At 72.0% G+C, this 19,325-nt stretch carries 16 protein-coding genes and 2 riboswitches; of the genes, 15 read left to right on the forward strand and 1 reads right to left on the reverse strand.

Annotation, left to right across the window (positions count from 1 at the left end):
- Positions 1–20: 20 nt before the first annotated feature.
- The 6 genes from ACH45N_RS01345 (at position 21) to ACH45N_RS01370 (ending at position 7,482) form a co-directional block, all read left to right on the forward strand.
- Entirely contained in the window at positions 21–1,394 is a 1,374-nt protein-coding gene (locus ACH45N_RS01345) for a lactate dehydrogenase (RefSeq protein WP_397390421.1), read from the forward strand.
- A gap of 145 nt (positions 1,395–1,539) precedes the next feature.
- Positions 1,540–1,658, forward strand: a riboswitch (glycine riboswitch).
- A gap of 160 nt (positions 1,659–1,818) precedes the next feature.
- Positions 1,819–4,860: an aminomethyl-transferring glycine dehydrogenase gene (gene gcvP, locus ACH45N_RS01350; protein ID WP_397390423.1), complete on the forward strand. Its 3,042-nt coding sequence runs from the start codon at positions 1,819–1,821 to the stop codon at positions 4,858–4,860.
- Positions 4,861–4,947: 87 nt separating this feature from the next.
- Positions 4,948–6,117, forward strand: coding sequence for a glycine cleavage system aminomethyltransferase GcvT (gene gcvT, locus ACH45N_RS01355; protein WP_397390425.1), 1,170 nt, complete (start codon positions 4,948–4,950; stop codon positions 6,115–6,117).
- A gap of 20 nt (positions 6,118–6,137) precedes the next feature.
- Positions 6,138–6,509 (forward strand): glycine cleavage system protein GcvH, encoded by a 372-nt coding sequence (gene gcvH / locus ACH45N_RS01360; protein ID WP_377229829.1) that lies wholly within the window; start codon positions 6,138–6,140, stop codon positions 6,507–6,509.
- A 207-nt stretch (positions 6,510–6,716) separates the two neighbouring features.
- The gene (locus tag ACH45N_RS01365) at positions 6,717–6,941 is read left to right on the forward strand and encodes a helix-turn-helix transcriptional regulator (protein WP_285100614.1); all 225 of its coding nucleotides are present in this window, start codon (positions 6,717–6,719) and stop codon (positions 6,939–6,941) included.
- Positions 6,942–7,056: 115 nt separating this feature from the next.
- Complete coding sequence (locus tag ACH45N_RS01370) at positions 7,057–7,482, forward strand: (deoxy)nucleoside triphosphate pyrophosphohydrolase (protein WP_397390427.1); 426 nt, start codon at positions 7,057–7,059, stop codon at positions 7,480–7,482.
- Here ACH45N_RS01370 and ACH45N_RS01375 read toward each other — a convergent pair.
- Entirely contained in the window at positions 7,479–8,300 is an 822-nt protein-coding gene (locus ACH45N_RS01375) for a 2-phosphosulfolactate phosphatase (protein WP_397390429.1), read from the reverse strand. The genes ACH45N_RS01370 and ACH45N_RS01375 overlap by 4 nt on opposite strands.
- Before the next feature lie 244 nt (positions 8,301–8,544).
- Between ACH45N_RS01375 and ACH45N_RS01380 the strand changes: the two genes are divergently transcribed.
- The 9 genes from ACH45N_RS01380 to ACH45N_RS01420 all read left to right on the forward strand — a co-directional run bounded on the left by ACH45N_RS01380 (position 8,545) and on the right by ACH45N_RS01420 (position 18,955).
- Positions 8,545–12,117, forward strand: a complete 3,573-nt coding sequence (locus tag ACH45N_RS01380; RefSeq protein ID WP_397390431.1) for a phosphodiester glycosidase family protein — start codon at positions 8,545–8,547, stop codon at positions 12,115–12,117.
- A 17-nt stretch (positions 12,118–12,134) separates the two neighbouring features.
- Complete coding sequence (locus ACH45N_RS01385; RefSeq protein WP_285100618.1) at positions 12,135–12,353, forward strand: hypothetical protein; 219 nt, start codon at positions 12,135–12,137, stop codon at positions 12,351–12,353.
- 183 nt (positions 12,354–12,536) lie between these two features.
- On the forward strand, positions 12,537–13,076 hold the full coding sequence (locus ACH45N_RS01390) for a hypothetical protein (RefSeq protein WP_397390433.1): 540 nt from the start codon (positions 12,537–12,539) through the stop codon (positions 13,074–13,076).
- Positions 13,042–13,407 (forward strand): hypothetical protein, encoded by a 366-nt coding sequence (locus tag ACH45N_RS01395; RefSeq protein ID WP_397390435.1) that lies wholly within the window; start codon positions 13,042–13,044, stop codon positions 13,405–13,407. Before ACH45N_RS01390 ends, ACH45N_RS01395 begins: the two co-directional genes overlap by 35 nt.
- Before the next feature lie 192 nt (positions 13,408–13,599).
- Positions 13,600–14,460, forward strand: a complete 861-nt coding sequence (locus ACH45N_RS01400; RefSeq protein WP_397390437.1) for a hypothetical protein — start codon at positions 13,600–13,602, stop codon at positions 14,458–14,460.
- A 221-nt stretch (positions 14,461–14,681) separates the two neighbouring features.
- The gene (locus ACH45N_RS01405; protein ID WP_397390439.1) at positions 14,682–15,926 is read left to right on the forward strand and encodes an extracellular solute-binding protein; all 1,245 of its coding nucleotides are present in this window, start codon (positions 14,682–14,684) and stop codon (positions 15,924–15,926) included.
- Between the two features lie 70 nt (positions 15,927–15,996).
- Positions 15,997–16,872, forward strand: coding sequence for a carbohydrate ABC transporter permease (locus ACH45N_RS01410; protein WP_397390441.1), 876 nt, complete (start codon positions 15,997–15,999; stop codon positions 16,870–16,872).
- On the forward strand, positions 16,872–17,795 hold the full coding sequence (locus tag ACH45N_RS01415; RefSeq protein ID WP_397390443.1) for a carbohydrate ABC transporter permease: 924 nt from the start codon (positions 16,872–16,874) through the stop codon (positions 17,793–17,795). The genes ACH45N_RS01410 and ACH45N_RS01415 overlap by 1 nt, the downstream gene beginning before the upstream one ends.
- Positions 17,796–17,889: 94 nt before the next feature.
- A riboswitch (SAM riboswitch) is annotated at positions 17,890–18,006 on the forward strand.
- 4 nt (positions 18,007–18,010) lie between these two features.
- The gene (locus ACH45N_RS01420; protein WP_397390445.1) at positions 18,011–18,955 is read left to right on the forward strand and encodes a methylenetetrahydrofolate reductase; all 945 of its coding nucleotides are present in this window, start codon (positions 18,011–18,013) and stop codon (positions 18,953–18,955) included.
- Positions 18,956–19,325: the final 370 nt, after the last annotated feature.

The raw sequence follows: 19,325 nt of genomic DNA on the forward strand, positions 1-19,325 counted from the left end.
GCCGACGTAGGCTCCTGCGCATGGACGTCGCCGTACTCGGGGCAACGGGGGACGTGGGCCGCCAGGTCTGCACACAGCTCATCGCGCACGGCGTGCTGTCCCCGACCTCGCGCCTCCAGCTCGTGGGCCGACCGGACGGGCGCAGCGCCAGCGCGGTTCACGGGCTGCGCACCGACCTGATGGATGCGTTCGACGAGCGCGCACCCCTGATCGACGTCGCCCTCGCGCCGACCGACCTGGTGGCGGACATCGTCGTGGTCGCGGCGGGCCTCACCGCCGCCGCTGAGGTCGGGTCCGACACCGACCGCAGAAAGCTGGCTGCCGCGAACAAGCAGGTCTTCGAGCAGCACGCAGCGGCGCTGCGCAAGCACGGTTCGGGCCGCGAGGTCGTGATCGTGGTCTCGAACCCGGTCGAGGTCGGCGTGGCGGTGTTCGCGAACGCACTCGGGCGGCACCGGGTGATCGGCATGGGCGCCTGGCTCGACACCCTGCGGTTCCAGCGGGAGATCGCGCTGTCGCTCGGTGTGCGCCGGGCGCGCGTGTCCGGGTTCGTCGCGGGTCAGCACGGGGAGCGGGCGGTCCCGTTGTGGTCGACCGTGCGGATCGCCGGGCTCGACGTCGCCGAGCGGCAGGCCGCCGTTGCCGACCTGCGCCGAGGCCGCACGCTCGACACCTTCGCGGACGAGCTGGCCGAGGCCAGGGTGCAGCTCGATGCCGTCGCGGCGCGGGACGTCGCCGAGGCGTTCGCCCTGGTCGACACCTGGCCCCCGGACGTGCGCGTCGTCGCCCGGCCCGTGATGACCCACCAGAGCGGGGCCAAGACCCCGGCCGGCACGGCCGCCGCGACGGTCGACATGATCGGCACGCTCCTGGACGGCCGCGAGATCGTGGTCGCCGGTCAGGTCGCCCTGGAGGACGAGGTGCGGATCGCCGGGTCCACCAGCCCGGGCCGCGTGCTCGGCGTCCCTGTGATCCTGGGCCCGGAGGGCTGGAGCCGCGTGGTCCTCGACCCGTTGGCCGACGACGAGGCCGCGGCGCTTGCCGCCTCCGGGCGCATGATCGACGCCATGCTTGACGGCCTCGGCATCCCTCCCGCCGGTGCCGACCCGGTGGTGGGCATGGCCGCCGTGGTGCCGGCCGCGGCCGGCGCCGACGTGCGGACGTGGGAGGTCGACGCCGAGGTGCGGGGCGCCGACGAGGTAGGTGTCGTCGCCACGCTGACCAGCGTGTTCTCCACGCGCGGTGTCACGGTCGACGCCGTGTCGACCGGCCCGGGCAGCGCGAACCACGTGCAGCTCCGGTTCCGTGCGGGCGCGCGCCTGGCGCTCTCGCTGGTCCGCACGCTGGAGCGGCTGTCGATGGTGAGGCGGGTCGCGGTGCACAGCACGACGTGATTCCCGGGTCGGGCGGCTCCGCGCCGTCCGACGGCATTCCCCGGGAAGGTGTCCGCGCCGCTACGATGTCCGCATAACTGAACATCTTCAACGGCCCTGGCTCGATCAGCTCGACCTCGTTCAGCCCGACCAGGACCGTGCCGCCAGAACCGCGGCGGGAGAGTCCGGCCCCGCGCCGTCGTCGTCCAGACGCCGCGCGACCCGGCGCCGAAGGAGCAATTTCCTCCCCGGGAATCTCTCAGGCCCCCGTACCGCCGCGGCGAGGCAACTCTGGAAAGCGAGCCGCCACCGGGCCACCGGTGCGCCGGCTCCACCGACGGTGCAAGCCGGCGCGTCCCGCCCTCCTCCCCGCTGTCCGGGAGGGAACATGACGGACCGGCAAAACTCTCAGGTCGACGCATGCCCGCGAGCGGGCACGGGTCCGATGACAGAGCGGGGAGGGACCGCAGTCGTCCCCACGCCCTCGGACAGCCAGGAGCCCGCCGTGAGCACGCCCCACCATTCCGACGTCTTCGACCCCGACGTCTTTGCCGACCGGCATCTCGGCCCGCGCGGCCGCGAGGTCCGCACCATGCTGGACCAGCTCGGCATCGACACGCTGGACACCCTCGTCGACCGGGCCGTCCCCAAGGCGATCCGGAGCCAGGCGCCGCTGAACCTGCCGGCCGCCCGCACCGAGGCGGAGGTGCTGGCCCACCTCCGCGAGCTCGCGGGCAAGAACCAGGTCAAGACCCAGATGATCGGGCAGGGCTTCTACGGCACGCACACGCCCGCCGTCATCCGCCGCAACGTGCTCGAGTCGCCCGCCTGGTACACGGCCTACACGCCGTACCAGCCGGAGATCAGCCAGGGCCGGCTCGAGGCGCTCCTCAACTTCCAGACCGCGGTCGAGGACCTCACGGGCCTCGAGATCGCGAACGCCTCCCTGCTCGACGAGGCCAGCGCCGTCGCCGAGGCCGTCGCCCTGATGTGGCGCGCCTCGCGGGCCAAGGAGGGGTACGTCGTCCTGGACGCCGACCTGTTCGGGCAGTCGCTCGCCGTGGCCAAGGGCCGCGCCGAGGCCATCGGCCTCCCGGTTGTCGTCGCCGACCTCTCGGCCGGTCTCCAGGCTGGGCTCCCCGCCGAGCTGCCCGCAGGCCAGCTCGTCGGCCTCGTGGTGCAGCAGGCCGGGGCCTCCGGCCGCGTGCTCGACGCCCGCGGCGTGATCGCCGAGGCCAAGGCCGCCGGCGCGCTCGTCACCGTGGCCACCGACCTGCTCGCCCTGACGCTCCTGGCCAGCCCCGGCGAGCTCGGCGCCGACATCTCGGTGGGTTCCGCGCAGCGCTTCGGCGTCCCGCTGTTCTACGGCGGCCCGCACGCCGCCTACATGGCGGTCAAGAAGGGTCTGGAGCGCCAGCTCCCCGGCCGCCTGGTCGGCGTCTCGATCGACGTCGACGGCGCCGCGGGCTACCGCCTCGCGCTGGCCACCCGTGAGCAGCACATCCGCCGCGAGAAGGCCACGAGCAACATCTGCACCGCCCAGGCGCTGCTGGCCATCGTGGCCAGCATGTACGCGGTCTACCACGGCCCGGAGGGCCTCAAGGCGATCGCGACCCGCGTGCACGGGCACGCCGTGTCCCTCGCCGAGGGCCTGCGCGCCGCCGGCGTCGAGGTCGAGCACGACGTCTTCTTCGACACGGTCCGCGCCGTCGTCCCGGGCAAGGCCCAGGAGATCGCCCGAGCAGCAGCCGACGCCGGCTACAACCTCTACGTCCCGGACGCGAACCACGTCCAGATCAGCACGGACGAGACCACAACAGCTCAGGACGTCGCGGCAGTAACCGCCTCCGTCCTCACCACCCTGGGTCTGGCGCCGGACGCAGAGGCGGGGAAGTCGGCGAATGCTCGCGCGGGAGTATCCCTTCCCGAAGTGGAGGGCGCCCTGGCGCCCGTGAACGCTCCCGCGCGAGCGTTCGCCGACTTCCCCGCCGGGCTGAAGCGAACCACCGACTACCTCCAGCACCCGATCTTCCACCAGCACCGCTCCGAGACCAGCATGCTCCGCTACCTGCGCAAGCTCTCCGACAAGGACCTCGCGCTGGACCGCACCATGATCCCGCTGGGCTCCTGCACCATGAAGCTCAACGCGACCGCCGAGATGGAGGCCATCTCCTGGCCCGGCTTCGCGGACATCCACCCGTACGCCCCGGTCGACCAGACGCAGGGCTACACCGAGCTCGTCACCGCGCTGGAGAGCCAGCTCGCCGAGATCACCGGCTACGCCGCCGTCTCCGTGCAGCCCAACGCCGGCAGCCAGGGCGAGTTCGCCGGCCTGCTCGCGATCAAGGGCTACCACGCGTCGCGCGGCGAGGAGCACCGTGACATCGTGCTCATCCCGGCGTCCGCGCACGGCACCAACGCGGCCTCGGCGGCGCTCGCGGGCCTGCGGGTCGTGGTGGTCACGACGGCGGACAACGGCGAGATCATGCTGGACGACCTGCGTGCCAAGCTTGACCAGCACGGCCCGCAGGTCGCCGGGATCATGATCACCTACCCGTCCACGCATGGCGTGTACGAGGAGCACGTGCGCGAGGTCTGCGACCTGGTGCACGAGGCCGGCGGCCAGGTGTACATCGACGGCGCCAACCTGAATGCCCTGGTGGGCCTGGCCCGGCCGGGCGAGTTCGGCGGCGACGTCTCGCACCTGAACCTGCACAAGACGTTCTGCATCCCGCACGGCGGCGGCGGCCCCGGCGTCGGCCCGGTCGCGGTGGCCGAGCACCTCGTGCCCTTCCTCCCGGGCGACCCGACGCCGGGTCTCGGGCAGGGCGAGGCGGGGGCAGCGGGCATCCCCGTGGCCTCGACGCGCTACGGCTCCGCCGGCATCCTGCCGATCTCGTACGCCTACGTGGCCCTGATGGGGCCGGACGGGCTGACCGAGGCGACCAAGGCCGCCGTCCTCACCGCCAACTACGTGGCGAGCCGCCTCGACCCGCACTTCCCCGTGCTGTACACGGGCCCGAACGGCCTGGTGGCGCACGAGTGCATCCTCGACCTGCGCAAGATCACCGCCGAGACCGGCGTGACCGCGGAGGACGTCTCCAAGCGGCTCATGGACTACGGCTTCCACGCCCCCACGCTGGCGTTCCCGGTGCCGGGCACGCTCATGGTGGAGCCCACGGAGTCGGAGGACCTGGCCGAGCTCGACCGGTTCGTCGATGCGATGATCGCCATCCGCGGCGAGATCGACGCCGTCGCGGCCGGCCGCTGGACCGCCGAGGACTCGCCGCTGCGCGGTGCGCCGCACACCGCGGCGTCCGTCATGACGGACGAGTGGACCAAGCCGTACTCCCGCGAGCTGGCCGCGTTCCCCGTCGCCTCGCTCCGCGGCAACAAGTACTGGCCGCCGGTGCGCCGCATCGACGGCGCCAAGGGCGACCGCAACCTGGTGTGCGCGTGCCCGCCGGTCGAGGCCTTCGCCGAGTGACCTGCCAGACCGAGCCGGAGCTGTCAGACGGACAGGTCGCCCGGGTGACCTGTCCGTCTGACACGACGCCGACGAGAGGATTGATCGATGGGTGAGGACCGTAGGACTCCGCTGTACGACGAGCACGTGGCGCTCGGCGCCTCGATGACGCCGTTCGGCGGCTGGCTGATGCCGCTGCGCTACACGTCCGACCTGGCCGAGCACCGGGCGGTGCGCGAGGCCGCCGGGCTGTTCGACCTGTCGCACATGGGCAACATCAACGTGACGGGTCCGGACGCCGCGGCGTTCCTCGACCACGCCCTCGTCGGCTACATCTCGAAGGTCCGCGAGATGGGCGCGCGCTACTCGATGATCTGCGCCGAGGACGGCAGCGTGCTGGACGACCTGATCGTCTACCACGACGCCCCCGGCGCGTACTCCGTCATCGCGAACGCCGCCAACGCCGAGCTCGTGCTGGGCAAGCTGCAGGAGCGCACCGCCGGGTTCGACGTGGTGCTCAAGGACGTCCAGCCGGGTCAGGCGCTGATCGCGGTGCAGGGTCCGCGGGCCGTCGAGATCATGCTCGCCACCGAGGGCCTCGTGGAGGACGCCGAGATCTCGGGCGGCACCGCGTTCGCCGACCTCAAGTACTACGCGTGCATGGGCATGCGGTTCCAGGGCGAGCCCCTGCTCGTGGGCCGCACCGGCTACACGGGCGAGGACGGGTTCGAGCTCTGGGTCTCCGCCGAGAAGGCCGTCGCGCTCTGGCGCGCGCTGCTCGCCGCGGGCGAGCCCCTCGGTCTGGTCCCGGCCGGCCTCTCGGCCCGCGACTCGCTGCGGCTCGAGGCCGGCATGCCGCTGTACGGCCACGAGCTCGACACCACGACCACGCCGTTCGAGGCCGGGATGGGCCGCGTGGTACGGCTCGACAAGGCGACCGAGGACGGCACGCCGATCCCGTTCGTCGGCCGCGACGCGCTGGCCGCGCGCAAGGAGTCGGCGCCGGCACGGGTGCTCGTCGGGCTGCGCGGCGAGGGGCGTCGCCCCGCGCGGGCGGACTACGACGTGGTGCAGCGCGGCGTCGGCACCGAGGTGGGTGCCGTCGTCGGCCGCGTGACGTCGGGCGCGCCGTCACCCACGCTCGGCTACCCGATCGCGATGGCCTACGTGACGCCCGAGGTGTCGGCCGAGGGCACCGAGCTCGCCGTCGACGTGCGCGGCCGGGCCGAACCGTTCGTGGTGGTGCCCATGCCGTTCTACCGTCGTCCCCAGAACTGACCTACACGCAAGGAGCTGTCATGGCTGACTTCCCCGAGAACCTGAAGTACACCACCGAGCACGAGTGGCTGGACCAGTCCACCCCCGCCGTCATCGGCGTGACCGACGTCGCGGCCGAGGCGCTCGGCGACGTGGTCTACCTGGAGCTGCCCGAGGTGGGCGCCACCATCGAGGCGGGTTCCGTGGTGGGCGAGATCGAGTCCACCAAGTCGGTGTCCGAGCTCTACTCCCCGGTGAGCGGCACCGTGACCGAGGTGAACACCGAGGCCGTGGACAACCCGGAGATCGTCAACCAGGACCCGTACGGCAAGGGCTGGCTCTTCAAGGTCGAGGTGTCCGGCGCGGGTGAGCTCCTCACCGCGGCCCAGTACGCGGAGCACACCGGGGCCTGACCGGTCCCAGGGCTGGCCGGACCGCGGGCGAAACCGCCCCCCGACATGCACTTTCGTGCGCTCGGGGGGCGGTTTTGATCTCGGAAAGGTAACAGTCAAGAAGTTCTTTCAGAACCGCGTCATGAAGTTGCGGCGGCTGAGTCCTTCTCATAGCAGCAACCGTAGGCCGGAACCCCAGAACCGGCCGCTGTGTGGAGGAAAACGACCATGACCGCGATGACCCTTGACCACCGTCTCCCCAGCCTCACTCGTCGTGAGCGGGTGATCCTGGCGAACCTCACCGAGGACGCCACACTCGAGCAGATCGCTCGACGGCTCTACGTCACCCGCAACACGGTGAAGACGCAGGTACGCAGTGTGTACCGCAAGCTCGGCGTGTCCTCACGCGCGGAGGCGATCGCCAAGGCGAACGAGTTCGACATCGTCGCCTGACACGCAGCAGTTCCCCGACGACGGCGCCCATCCCCAGAGGCGCCGTCGTCGTGCTGTGTCCGGCCGCGGTGGCTCGTCCCTCCGGCCGGACGGACCGGGTGGGAGACTGCTCGGCATGCAGCAGACCCTCATCGACGTGGTCGCCGCCGCGATCGTGGACGACCTGGACCGGCCCACCCGGCTGCTCGCCGCCCGGCGCTCGGCGCCGCCGGCGCTCGCCGGCCGCTGGGAGCTCCCCGGCGGCAAGGTGGAACCCGGTGAGGCGCACGTCGACGCGCTGCGCCGCGAGCTCGTCGAGGAGCTCGGGGTGCGGGTCGACGTGGGCGCCGAGGTGCCCGGACCCGACGACGGCGCCTGGCCGATCACCGAACGGCACCGCATGCGGGTGTGGTTCGTGCTGCCGACGGACGGCACGCCCGAGCCGCTCCAGGACCACGACGAGCTGCGCTGGCTCACGGCGGCCGAGCTGGACGACGTGCCCTGGCTCGACGGCGACGTCCGGATCGTGGCGGCCCTCGCGGGCCGGCTCGCGACGGACTAGCGCGCGCTCGCGCCCACGTTCCGGCGGCTGCGGGCCGCGGCGACGCGGTGCCCGAGCGGCACGAACGCGCCGTCCATCAGTACCGGCACCACGTCGGTGGCGTCGACCTCGGTGGCGATCATGACGTCGTCGGCGAACCCCGAGTCGAGCAGCTCGCGGCCGCTCGCCGTGCCGCCCACGGAGTCGACGATGTCCTGCGTGCCCTTCCAGAGCGTGACCGTTGCCTCGGTCTCGGGGGAGATGCTCACGTCGGGCAGCATCGCGGTGAGCCGCGCGGCGATGGAGCCGACCGCCAGGTAGTCCTCCAGGGCAGGACGCAGCGTGTCGTCGGGCCAGCGTTCGCCCACGGGGACCAGCACGACGTCGTGCCGCTCGGACGCGGCGAGGTGCGCGGCGGCCAGGCCGGCCACGGCCTTCGCGTTGCGCAGGCTGCCGGCGACGATCAGGGCGCCGCGGTTGGCGATGGTGTGGCAGATCTGCGCGGCGCTCGGGGACGGGATCACGAGGCGCTCGGCGTCGAGGTCCTGCAGTGACGCGGGCGAGATGCTGATGCCGTCCTCCCACCGCGGGCCCGCGAGGGCCGCGCGCATCGTGCGCGCGAGCCGGGCCGCCCCGGCGGGATCGTGGTACGGGAACGGGTACACGCCGGCGCCCTGCTCACAGGCGACGGTGACCGTGGTCGAGAAGGAGAGCACGTCCACCACGACCACGAGCGACGAGCGCGCGTCGGTGGCGGTGAGGGCGAGCGCACCGGAGATGCCCCAGTCCGTGCGCACACGGGCAGGACGTTGGTCGAAGGCCGGGGACGTGTTTGCCACGAACGCATCGTAGTGTCACCCGAACTCGCCCATGTTTCGCGTTCAGTGAACAACGTTGCGATTCGGGTGATATTCACACTTTGGTCGTTGGGCCATAACCTCGCCGCGCAACCCTGCCGCAGAACGCTCCCCCGACTCCCCAGAAGGAACGAGCATGCGACGAGTCCTGTCCGGCGCGCGGCCGGAGATGCCGCGAGGAATACTCACCAAAGCGCTGACCTGCACAGTTGCCACCGCATTTCTCGTGGCCTCCCCGACCGGCGCCTGTGCGGCGACGCTCCCCGCACCCGAGGACGTACCGCGTGCCGACACCGCGCTGACCGCTCCGACGCCCTTCGTGAGCGCTCCGTGGCCGTCCGGCGGATCAGTGGAAACTTCCGGGGAAGTCACCCCGCTCCGGCTCGACGACGACGGCGACGCCATCGTCACCCGCCGCGAGGAGCGGCGGATCGCGCCCGGCCTGGAGCTCACGCGGTTCGCGCGACTCGGTGAGGACGGCTGGCTCAGCGGCGAGGTGCTCGTCGCCGACCTCGGCGCGGCGGGCGCGGACGGGCAGGTGCCCCGGGGCACGGTGCGCGTCGGCTACGTGGGCCCGGAGCGCATCGCCGACACGGCGCCGGTCTCCGAGATGGCCTCCTCCCGCGGCGCGATCGCCGCGATCAACGGCGACTACTTCGACATCAACAACTCGGGTGCCGCGCTCGGCGCGAGCATCGACGACGGCATGCTGGTCAAGTCCGCGTCCCCCGGGCGGGAGCGCGCCGTCGCGTTCGGGTCGGACGGAGTGGGGCGGCTCGCCCAGATCTTCCTGGAGGGTTCGGTGAGCTGGGCCTCGACCTCCGAGGGAGGAGCCCGCACCGAGGTCCCGGTCGGCGGCCTGAACGTCACGGCCCTGCCCCAGGGCGGCGTGGCCGTGTTCGACGCCGGGTGGGGCGCCTTCACACGCGCCCGTCCCCTGGCGGCCGGCGAGCAGGGGGTCGAGGTGACGGTCGACGCCGACGGCACCGTGACCGCCGTCGGGCGGCCCGGGGACGGGCAGCTCCCGGACGGGACGCGCGCCGTCGTGGCGCGGCCCGGTGCCGCGGCCGACGCGCTGGCCGCGCTGCGGCCCGGCGACCACGTCGACCTGGCCTACGGCGTCCGCGCGGACGCGGGCGACGTCGCCGTCGCGATCGGCGGCGGGCCCGAGGACCCGCTGCTGGAGGACGGCGACGTCACCTCCGCCACCGGCGACCATGTGGAGCTGCGGCACCCGCGGACGGCGGTCGGCTTCGACGCGTCCGGCACGCGCGCGTACTTCGTGGTGGTCGACGGCCGCCAGACCCACAGCATCGGGATGAACCTCTACGAGCTGGGCGAGCTCATGGCCCAGCTCGGCGCCGACGACGCGATCAACCTCGACGGCGGCGGCTCCTCCGAGATGGTCGCCCGGCTGCCCGGTGACGCCGCCACCACGATCCTGAACAGTCCGTCCGACGGCTACGAGCGGTCCGACGCGAACGGCCTCGGCCTGTACGTGCCGGCCGGCTCGGGCCGTGTCGCGGCCTACGACGTGCGCACCACGGTCCCGGCGGACGACGCCGACCGTGTCTTCCCCGGCCTGCACCGCACCCTGACGGGCAAGGGGTACGACGACACGATGGGCCCGGTCGCCACCGAACCGTCCTCGTGGCGCGCCCGCGACGGGCGGGTCGCGTCCGTGCGGGACGGCGTGGTGACCGGCCGCCGGACCGGCAGCACCACGGTGACCGCGGCGTCCCTGAGTCGCTTCGGTCTCGCCACCGGCACCACCGAGGTGGAGGTGCTGGGCGACCTCGTCCGGACGGGCGTGGACACGCCGGTGGTCGGGCTGGAGGACGCCGACGCGACCGCGCCGCTCGTGCTGACCGGCTACGACGCGCAGGGGTTCTCCGCGCCGATCGAGGCGCGGGACGTCACCGTGACGGCGATCGAGCCCGGCGAGCCCCGGCTCGCCGGGGTGCGCGCGACCCGCGAACCGGTCGCCGAGCTCGTCCCCCAGGCCGACGGGTCCTTCGAGGTCCGCGCGCTCGCGGCCGTGGGCGGCACCACGTTCGAGCTGTCCGCGCCCGGCCCGGACGGGACGGACCTGACCACCGAGGTGGCCGTGACGGTCAGCCTGGAGGAGGACGTCGTGGCCGACTTCACGGACGCGACCTCCTGGACCTCGGCGAACGACCGGGCGCCGGGCGGTTCGCTCGCCCCGGCCGCGGGCCACGACGGCGCCGCGGGCCTGCGGATGACGTACGACTTCACGGGGTCGACGGCCACGCGTGGCCAGTACGCGGTGCTCCCGGAGGCCGCCGCGGGCGGGCGCGAGCTGCCCGGCGCGCCCCGCGCGGTGACGATGTGGGTGGACGGCGACGGCCACGGCGCCTGGCTGCGGCTCCAGGTGCGGCAGGGCGACGGGGTGGTCACGCAGCTCGACGGCCCCGAGGTCACCTGGACCGGCTGGCGGCAGGTCACCTTCCCCGTGCCGGACGGCGTCGCGTTCCCGCTCAGGCTGCAGCGCGTGCGCGCGCTGGAGACGACGGCCGGTGAGCAGTACACGGGTGCGCTGACGCTGTCGGCGATCGCCGCGCAGGTGCCCCCCGCGGTGGACGCCCCCGAGGCGCCTCGCGTCGAGGACCCGGTCGTGGCCGCCGACGGCGCCACGGACGACGCGCCGCTGCGGGTGGCCGTCCTGTCCGACGCACAGTTCGTGGCGCGGGACCCCGGGTCGGGCGCCGTGGCCGGTGCCCGCGACGCGCTCCGCGAGATCGTCGCGGACGACCCGGACCTGCTGGTCGTCAACGGCGACCTGGTGGACGAGGCGGCCCCCGAGGACTTCGACCTCGCCCGGCGCGTCCTCAGCGAGGAGCTCGCCGACGCGGACTTCCCCTGGTACTACCTGCCCGGCAACCACGAGGTGATGGGCGGCTCGATCGCCAACTTCGAGGAGGAGTTCGGCGAGCGGACCCGTGTGCTGGACGTCCCGACACCGGGGCGGCCCGGTCACCCGGGCGGCGCCGGCACCACGCGGCTCGTGATGCTCGACTCGTCGTCGGGCCGCCTGGGCACGGACTTCGCGCAGGTGCGGCTGCTGCGCGCGGCACTGGACGACGCCGCGACCGACCGGGCCGTCACCGGCGTGCTGGTGTTCGCGCACCACCCCCTCGACGACCCGCTGCCGACCAAGGCCAGCCAGCTCACCGACCGGCTGGAGGCGGACACGCTGCGCGGGTGGTTCGAGGACTTCGAGGAGACGACCGGCAAGTCGATCGCCTCGGTGGGCTCACACGTCGGCGTCTTCCACGCGAGCATGCAGGACGGCGTGCCGTACCTGGTCAACGGCAACTCCGGGAAGGGCCCGGCGAGCACCCCGGCCGACGGCGGCTTCACCGGCTGGTCCATGCTGGGCGTCCACCCGGCGTCGGGCCGGGTGGCTGGGGCGGCGGGCGGCGACCGGCCCGCCGACCCCTGGCTGGCCTGGGAGGTCAACACTCGCGCCGAGCAGGTGACGGTCTCCGGGCCGGAGACGCTGGAGGTGGGCGGTTCCGCGGTGGTGAGCGCCGTCGTCGTGCAGGACGGGAGCCGGGAGGTGCCGGTGGCCTGGCCCGTCTCGGCGCGCTGGGGCGGTGCCGGCGTGTGCGTCACGGACGAGCGGGGTCGCTCGGCCCTGCGGGACTGCTCCCGCCACGCGGTCGTCGCGCTCGACCCGGCGACGCACGAGCTGACGGCCCTGCGCGCGGGCCGGGCCACGGTGACCGTCACGGTCAACGGGGCGCGGGGCGAGCTGACCGTCGGCACGAGCCGGTAGGGCGGTAGATTTGCCCCATGAGCAACTTCGAGGTGGCACGCAGGCAGAAGCAGGAGCCCACGGCGGCGCTGGTGGTTCGCTTCATCGTGTGCTTCGCCCTGTTCCTGGGCGGGTTCGCGCTGATGGCCGTCGGCTCCATCGGTGACGCGGCGTCGTCGCCGTACGTGTTCGTGGGCGGCATCCTGGCCGTCGGGCTGTCGTTCGGTCTGCCGATGATCGGCGCCACCGAGAGATGAGCACCGCGCGGTAGGCAGCACCAGCGACGCAGAGCGCCCGTCCGGTCCCGACCGGGCGGGCGCTCTCGTGTTTTTCTTCACCCACAACGTTCTGGTGCGCCCGTCCGTGGAGGGGGGGTGGAGCCTGGCGCTGAGCGGTGTGCGCAGCGGGACAGGCACCGTCGAACGGACAGGAAGATCGCGATGTCTCTGCACCACATGTCCCGTACCCCGCTCCTCCGCCGCGGGCTGGTGGCGCTGGCCACCTCCGCGGCCCTGCTCGCCGGTGGCCTCGTCGTGGCCCCGTCGGCGCAGTCCTCGTCGCTGCCGGTGGTCGACGTCCACAGGTCCCAGGGCACCACGGTCACCACCTCGATGTACGCGTCGGGCTCAGTGATCACCGGCGACGTGGAGCGGCAGAAGCTCTACCCCGCGGAGGTGGGCTACACGGTCTCCCTCGCGGCGTCCGGCGGCACGATGCTGGGCGCCGAGGTCGAGGTGACGGTCCAGAAGGTCAACAGCCGGCAGGTGCGCAAGCGCACCATCGAGATGAAGCGCACCACCACGGGCTACCACCACGGGCTTCCGGAGCAGGGGGACCCTGGAGTTCAACGGGGCGGTCATCCAGCCCGGGACGTACCGCGTGGGCGTCGAGGTGTTCACGGTGGTGCGCAAGCCGGACGGCACGCGGGTGCGGCACCTCGTCGACGTGAGCAACGGCAAGTCGGTGCAGCTCCGCCGTGACACGTGGACAAAGGGGACCATCAGCACGCAGGCGACGGACGGCCGCCCCGCGCGGATCAACGCCACCACGCAGATCCTGTCCATCGACCGCGGGACCCTCTCGTGGGCGCCGAACCACTTCGGCACCGCCGTCCTCTCCTTCGACGCCGACGGCCCGAACGAGCCGAAGAAGCCCGTGTTCGTGCAGGACCTGAAGATCGGCACCGACGGCCGGATCTCGACGGTCGTCGAGTCCCGCAAGGGCTGGTGGAAGGTCACCTACCAGGGGACGTCGAGCCGCGGCACCTCCGTGGCGTGGATCGGGCAGGACGTCGTCGGCTGCGGTTGCTGACCGGGCCGGGCCGGCGGCGGGGTCCCGTCGTCGGCCGGAGGGAAGCGGGGGAAGGGTCGCGGCCGCAGGCCGCGGCCCTTCGCCGTCTTCACCCACAACGTTTCCGGGCGGCTCTCCGTACTTGTGGGTACAAGGCCCGGCGGCGAGCGACGTGCTCGGGGCGGGCATCCACCGAAAGACGGGAACAGCACGATGTCTCTGCACAGCACGTCTCGTAGCTCTCTCCTCCGCCGTGGCCTGGTGGCCCTGGCCTCCGCCACGGCCCTGCTCGCTGGGGGCCTCGTCGTCGCCCCGGCGGCACAGGCAAAGCCGTTGCCGGTCGTCGACGTCCACGAGCGCCAGGGCACCAAGGTCACCACGTCGATGTACGCGTCGAACGCCCTGATCTATGCCGACGTGAAGCGCCAGGAGCTCTACCCGGCCGAGTTCCGGTACTCCGTCGGCCTGAAGGCGACGGGTGGAACCATGCTGGGCGCGGAGGTCGAGGTCACGCTCCAGAAGATCGACCGTGAGCCGATCCGCAAGCGCACGGTCGTCATGAAGCGCACCAGCAGCACCAGCATGTTCAAGCGCGGTGTCATCAACTTCACCGGGACCATCGCCCCCGGGACCTACCGCGTAGGCGTGGAGGTGTTCACCGTGATCCGCAAGGCGGACGGCACCCGGGTGCGCCACCTCATCGACGTGAACGAGGCCCAGCGGGTGCGGTTCCAGCGGATGACGCAGGTCGACGGCACCATCTCGTCACAGGCCACCGACGGGCGTCCCGCACGGATCAACGCCACCGCGAAGGTGCTGCGGGTCGCCGATGACGGCTCCGTCTCGTGGCTGCGGCTTCGTTCGACCCCGGCGATCCTCTCCTTCGACCCCGACGGTCCGAACGAGCCCGAGCGGCCCGTCTTCGTGCGGGACCTGAAGTTCGGGTCCGACGGCCGCCTCTCCACCGTCGTCGAGTCGCGCAAGGGCTGGTGGAAGGTCACGTACCCGGGAACGTCCAAGTACGCGGACACCGTGGGCTGGATCGGGCAGGGCGACGTCGGCTGCGGCTGCTGACCGCACGTGGCCGACGGCGGGAGGTCCCGCGTCGGCTCGAAAGACCGCCAGGAGAAGGGCCGCAGCCGCACGCTGCGGCCCTTCTTGCTGCCCCTCGGTTGCCCCAGGGGCAGGTCTGGAAACGCTGTGTCACCCGTGTGTCACAGGTTTGTTAGAACCATTGACAGATTCCGACCCGAGTGAAAACGTGACCTGCACCACCACGAAGGAGAGGGACGGCAATGGCGCAGTACAAGAGGCTTGGCGGGATCATGGCGATCACGCTCGCCGCTACGACCGGACTGACGGCCTGCGGGTTCGGCGGGTCCAGCGGGGAGGCGACCGGCGACGGGACGACTCTCGACCTGCTCGTGCCCAGCTACTCCGACGCCACCCAGGGAAACTGGGACGACGTGATCGCCGGGTTCGAGGAGGCCAACCCCGACATCGACGTCAAGCTGCAGGTCGAGTCCTGGGACAACCTCGAGTCCGTCATCGCCACCAAGATCCAGGGCGGCGACGCACCCGACATCTACAACGGCGGCCCCTTCGCCGGCTTCGCCGCGGACGAGCTGCTGTACCCGGTCGAGGAGGTCACCTCCGAGGAGACCTACGCCGACTTCCAGCCCACGTTCCTGGAGAACGCCCAGGTCGACGGCACCACCTACGGCCTCCCGTTCATCGCCTCCGCCCGCGCGCTGTTCGTCAACGACGCGCTCCTGGAGGAGGCCGGCGCCGAGGTCCCCACCACCTGGGACGAGCTGCTCGAGTCCGCCAAGAAGGTCTCGGAGCTCGGCGGCGGCGTGGCCGGCTACGGCATGCCGCTCGGTTCGGAGGAGGCACAGGCCGAGGCGGCGGTGTGGCTGTGGGGCGGCGGCGGCACCTTCGGCGACGCCGAGGCCATCACGATCGACACCCCCGAGAACCTCCCGGGTGCCGAGTTCGCCAAGAAGATGATCGACGAGGGCGCCACGCAGGCCGACGCCGGCGCGACGGACCGCAGCCCGCTGTTCGACATCTTCGTCCAGGGCAAGATCGGCATGCAGATCGGTCTGCCGCCGAGCGTCGGGCAGATCGAGTCCGACAACCCGGACCTGGAGTACTCCATCCACCCCATCCCCACCGAGGACGGCTCGCCGTTCACGCTGGGTGTGGCGGACCACCTCATGGCGTTCCAGAACGACGGCGACAAGCAGGAGGCCATCACCGCGTTCTTCGACTACTTCTACTCCGCCGACGTCTACGTGCCGTGGGTCCAGGCCGAGGGCTTCCTGCCCACCACCCTCTCGGGCTCCGAGCAGCTCGCCGGCGAGGAGGCGCTCGCGCCGTTCCTCGAGGTGCTGCCCGACGCGCAGTTCTACCCGAGCACCAACCCCGACTGGCAGGCCGCGGACTCCGCGTTCAAGGCGCTCTTCGGCCAGCTCGACGGGAAGAAGTCGGCCCAGGACGTCCTGACCGAGATCCAGGCACAGGTCGACGCGGGCTGACGCCCCACCGACCGCCGTGCCCGGCACGGCTGACCACACGCAACGCCGAACCGAAAGCACGGGGAACTTGGTGAAGGACCTGATGAAGGCCCTGCCGTGGATCGGGCCCGCGGTCGCACTCATTGCGGCCGTGGTCCTGTTCCCGGTCGGCCTGATGTTCTGGAACTCGACACGCGACATCAGCCAGAGCGGCCTGGACGACGGGGGAGTGGGCCTCGCGAACTTCGCGACGGTCATCGGCTTCCAGTACTTCTGGCCGATCCTCGGCCGCACGGTCGTGTGGGTGGTCGTCGTCGTCGCCTGCACCCTCATCGGGTCGCTGGCGCTCGCGGCACTGCTGAACAAGGCGTTCCCCGGCCGCCGGCTGGTGCGGATGGCCGTCATCGTGCCGTGGGCCTCCAGCGTCGTCATGACGACGCTGGTGGTGCACTACGGCCTGGAGCCGTACTTCGGCATCATCAACTCGTTCCTGGTGGACGTCGGCCTGATCAGCACGCCGGAGGGCTACGGCTGGACCCGACACCCCGGCACCGCGTTCGCGTGGGCCATGGCGGTCGCCGTGTTCGTGTCGCTGCCGTTCACCACCTACACGGTGCTCGCCGGGCTCCAGACGGTGCCCGGCGAGACCGTGGAGGCCGCGCGGATCGACGGCGCCAGCGGGGCGCGCACCTACTTCAGCGTGGTGCTGCCGCAGCTGCGGGGTGCCATCTCGGTGGCGGTGCTGATCAACATCATCAACGTGTTCAACTCGCTGCCGATCCTGCGCGTCATGACGGGGTCCATCCCCGGCTACGACGCCGACACCGTCATGACGATGATCTTCAAGTACATGCAGAACCAGCGGCAGATCGACCTGGCCAGCGCGTTGTCCGTCATCGCGTTCCTGGTGGTCATCGCCATCGTCGCCGTCTACGTGCGGGTCGTCCGCCCCCTGGAGGAGGTCTGATGACCGCGATCACCGACCCGGGGACCACCGCGCGCGACGCGGCCCGGCCGCCGTCGGACAACCGGCGGCGGGTGCGGAAGTACACGACGGATCAGGTGCCGCTCGGGTCGCTGCTGCTCCGGCTGCTCGCCGGGCTCGTGGTGCTGGTGGTCTTCCTGCTGCCGTACCTGATCATGTTCTTCGGCTCCGTGAAGACCAAGGCCGAGATCAGGTCGGTCGACCCCACCTACTTCCCCACGGAGTGGCACTGGGACAACTACGTCACCATGTGGTCCACGCCCGAGACGCCGCTGGCGCAGAACCTGATCTCCACCCTGGTGATCTCGTTGTGCGCCACGCTGCTCGTGCTGGCCGTGGCGCTGCCCGCCGCCTACTACACGGCGCGGTTCCGGTTCACGGGCCGGCTCTTCTTCCTGTTCCTCGTGATCGTGACCCAGATGGTGCAGCCCGCCGTGCTGACGTCGGGCCTGTTCCGGCAGTTCATCGCCATCGGCATCCTCGACACGTGGGTCGCGATGATCCTGGTCAACGCCGCGTTCAACCTGTCGTTCGCGGTCTGGATCATGCACAGCTTCTTCGCGGGCATCCCGAAGGAGGTCGACGAGGCGGCGCAGCTCGACGGCGCCGGCACGTTCGCCGTCCTGACGAAGATCAACCTGCCGCTCGTCTGGCCGGGCATCGTGACGGCGGTCGTGTTCACGTTCGTCGCCTCCTGGAACGAGTTCGCGGCCTCGCTGGTGCTGCTGACGACGGCGGGCAACCAGCCGCTCTCCGTGGCGCTCACCAAGTTCGTGGGCCAGTACGAGACGTCCTGGCAGTACGTGTTCGGGGTGTCCGTCGTGGCGATCGTGCCTGTGGTGATCCTGTTCATGATCATCGAGAAGCGCCTGGTGGGCGGCCTGGTGGCCGGGTCGGTGAAGTAGCCGGCGGGCCCGGTCCACACACCGTGGACCGGGCCGTCTCGACCCCCGGACGAATTCTGTCCCAGTGCTGGACGGTCGCTTAGCATGGTGGCGAACCCCATCCAGAGCGGTCGAGAGTCCTGGCTCCCTGACACCGCAGCAACCTGCCGACCTTCCGCCGCGTCGCCGCGGCACGAGGGACGCAAGGTGCTCACGCCAGGTTCGATGGAGCAGCCATGGTCGCCGAGGTACACCCGCACCGCCCCACGGTGTCGTTCGAGTTGATGCCCCCGCGTCGGCCCGACGCCGCGCCCAACTTCTGGGAGACGGCGCAGCGGCTCGTGGCGGCCCGCCCGGACTTCGTCTCGGTGACGTACGGGGCGGCCGGCGGCGACCGGGCGACCGCGCGCGAGGTGCTCGCCACGCTGCTGCGCGGTACGCCCGTGCTGCCGGTGGCCCACCTGACCTGTGTGGGCGCGTCCCGCGAGGACGTGTCCGCGGTGATCGAGGAGTTCCTCGAGGCCGGGGTGCGGTCCTTCCTCGCCCTGCGCGGCGACCCGCCGCGCGACGAGCCGGACTGGCGCCCGCCGTCCGACGGCGTGCGCTCCAGCGTGGACCTCGTGCGGCTGCTGCGGCAGGTGGAGGAGCGGCGGTGCGCCGCCGACGTCAGCACCGCGCTGCGCTCGGCCGCCCGGCCGCTGGCCATCGCCGTCGCGACGTTCCCGGACGGCAACCCCGGGGCCGGCACCACGCGCGAGCAGGAGGTGCGCCGGCTGCTGGAGAAGCAGGAGGCGGGCGCGAGCTTCGCGATCACCCAGTTCTTCTACCGCGCGGACTCGTACACCGGGTTCGTCGAGGCGGCCCGCACCGCGGGCGTGACCATCCCGATCCTGGCCGGCATCCTGCCGACGACGGAGGCGCGCCGGCTGCGCCGCGTCGAGGAGCTCACCGGGGTGGCGGCGCCCGCCGACCTCCTGCGCGACCTCGACCGGCTCACCGCACCCGACGGCGCCGTCGACGCCGAGGCCCAGCACGCGCACGGCATCGAGTACTCCGCGGCGCTCGCGCGCGAGGTGCTCGACGCCGGCGCGCCCGGCGTGCACGTGTACACGTTCAACAAGCACCGCCCGGCCCTGGACCTCCTGGACCGCGTCGGCCTGACGGGCCGCGCCGCCGCCTAACCCCTCCCCCTTCGTTGAGTGCTGGCTATTTGTTGCTTTTCGCGCCCGAAACCAACAAATAGCCAGCACTCAACGGGTCGGGGTGGGGCATCTTGGGTCTGGGATGGGGCGGATGTGATGTACCCGGTGGGCAGGGTGGCGGCCGATACTACGGATGAAAATCGGCACGTCACAGCGCGACCGAACCGTGGAGGCCCCACCGTGCACGAACACGACCACAGCTCCACCGACTGCAGCCCCGACAGCCACGCCGCGTTCGGGCGGCGTGACCTCCTGCGCGGCGCCGTCGTCCTCGGCATCGGTGCCGCGGGCGCGACGATCGCCGCGCCCGCCGTCGCCGCGCCCACTCCGGCCGGGAGCGCGCCTGCCG

Origin of the sequence: Promicromonospora sp. NPDC019610 (genome assembly GCF_044389365.1) — a bacterium.
Lineage (GTDB): Bacteria > Actinomycetota > Actinomycetes > Actinomycetales > Cellulomonadaceae > Promicromonospora.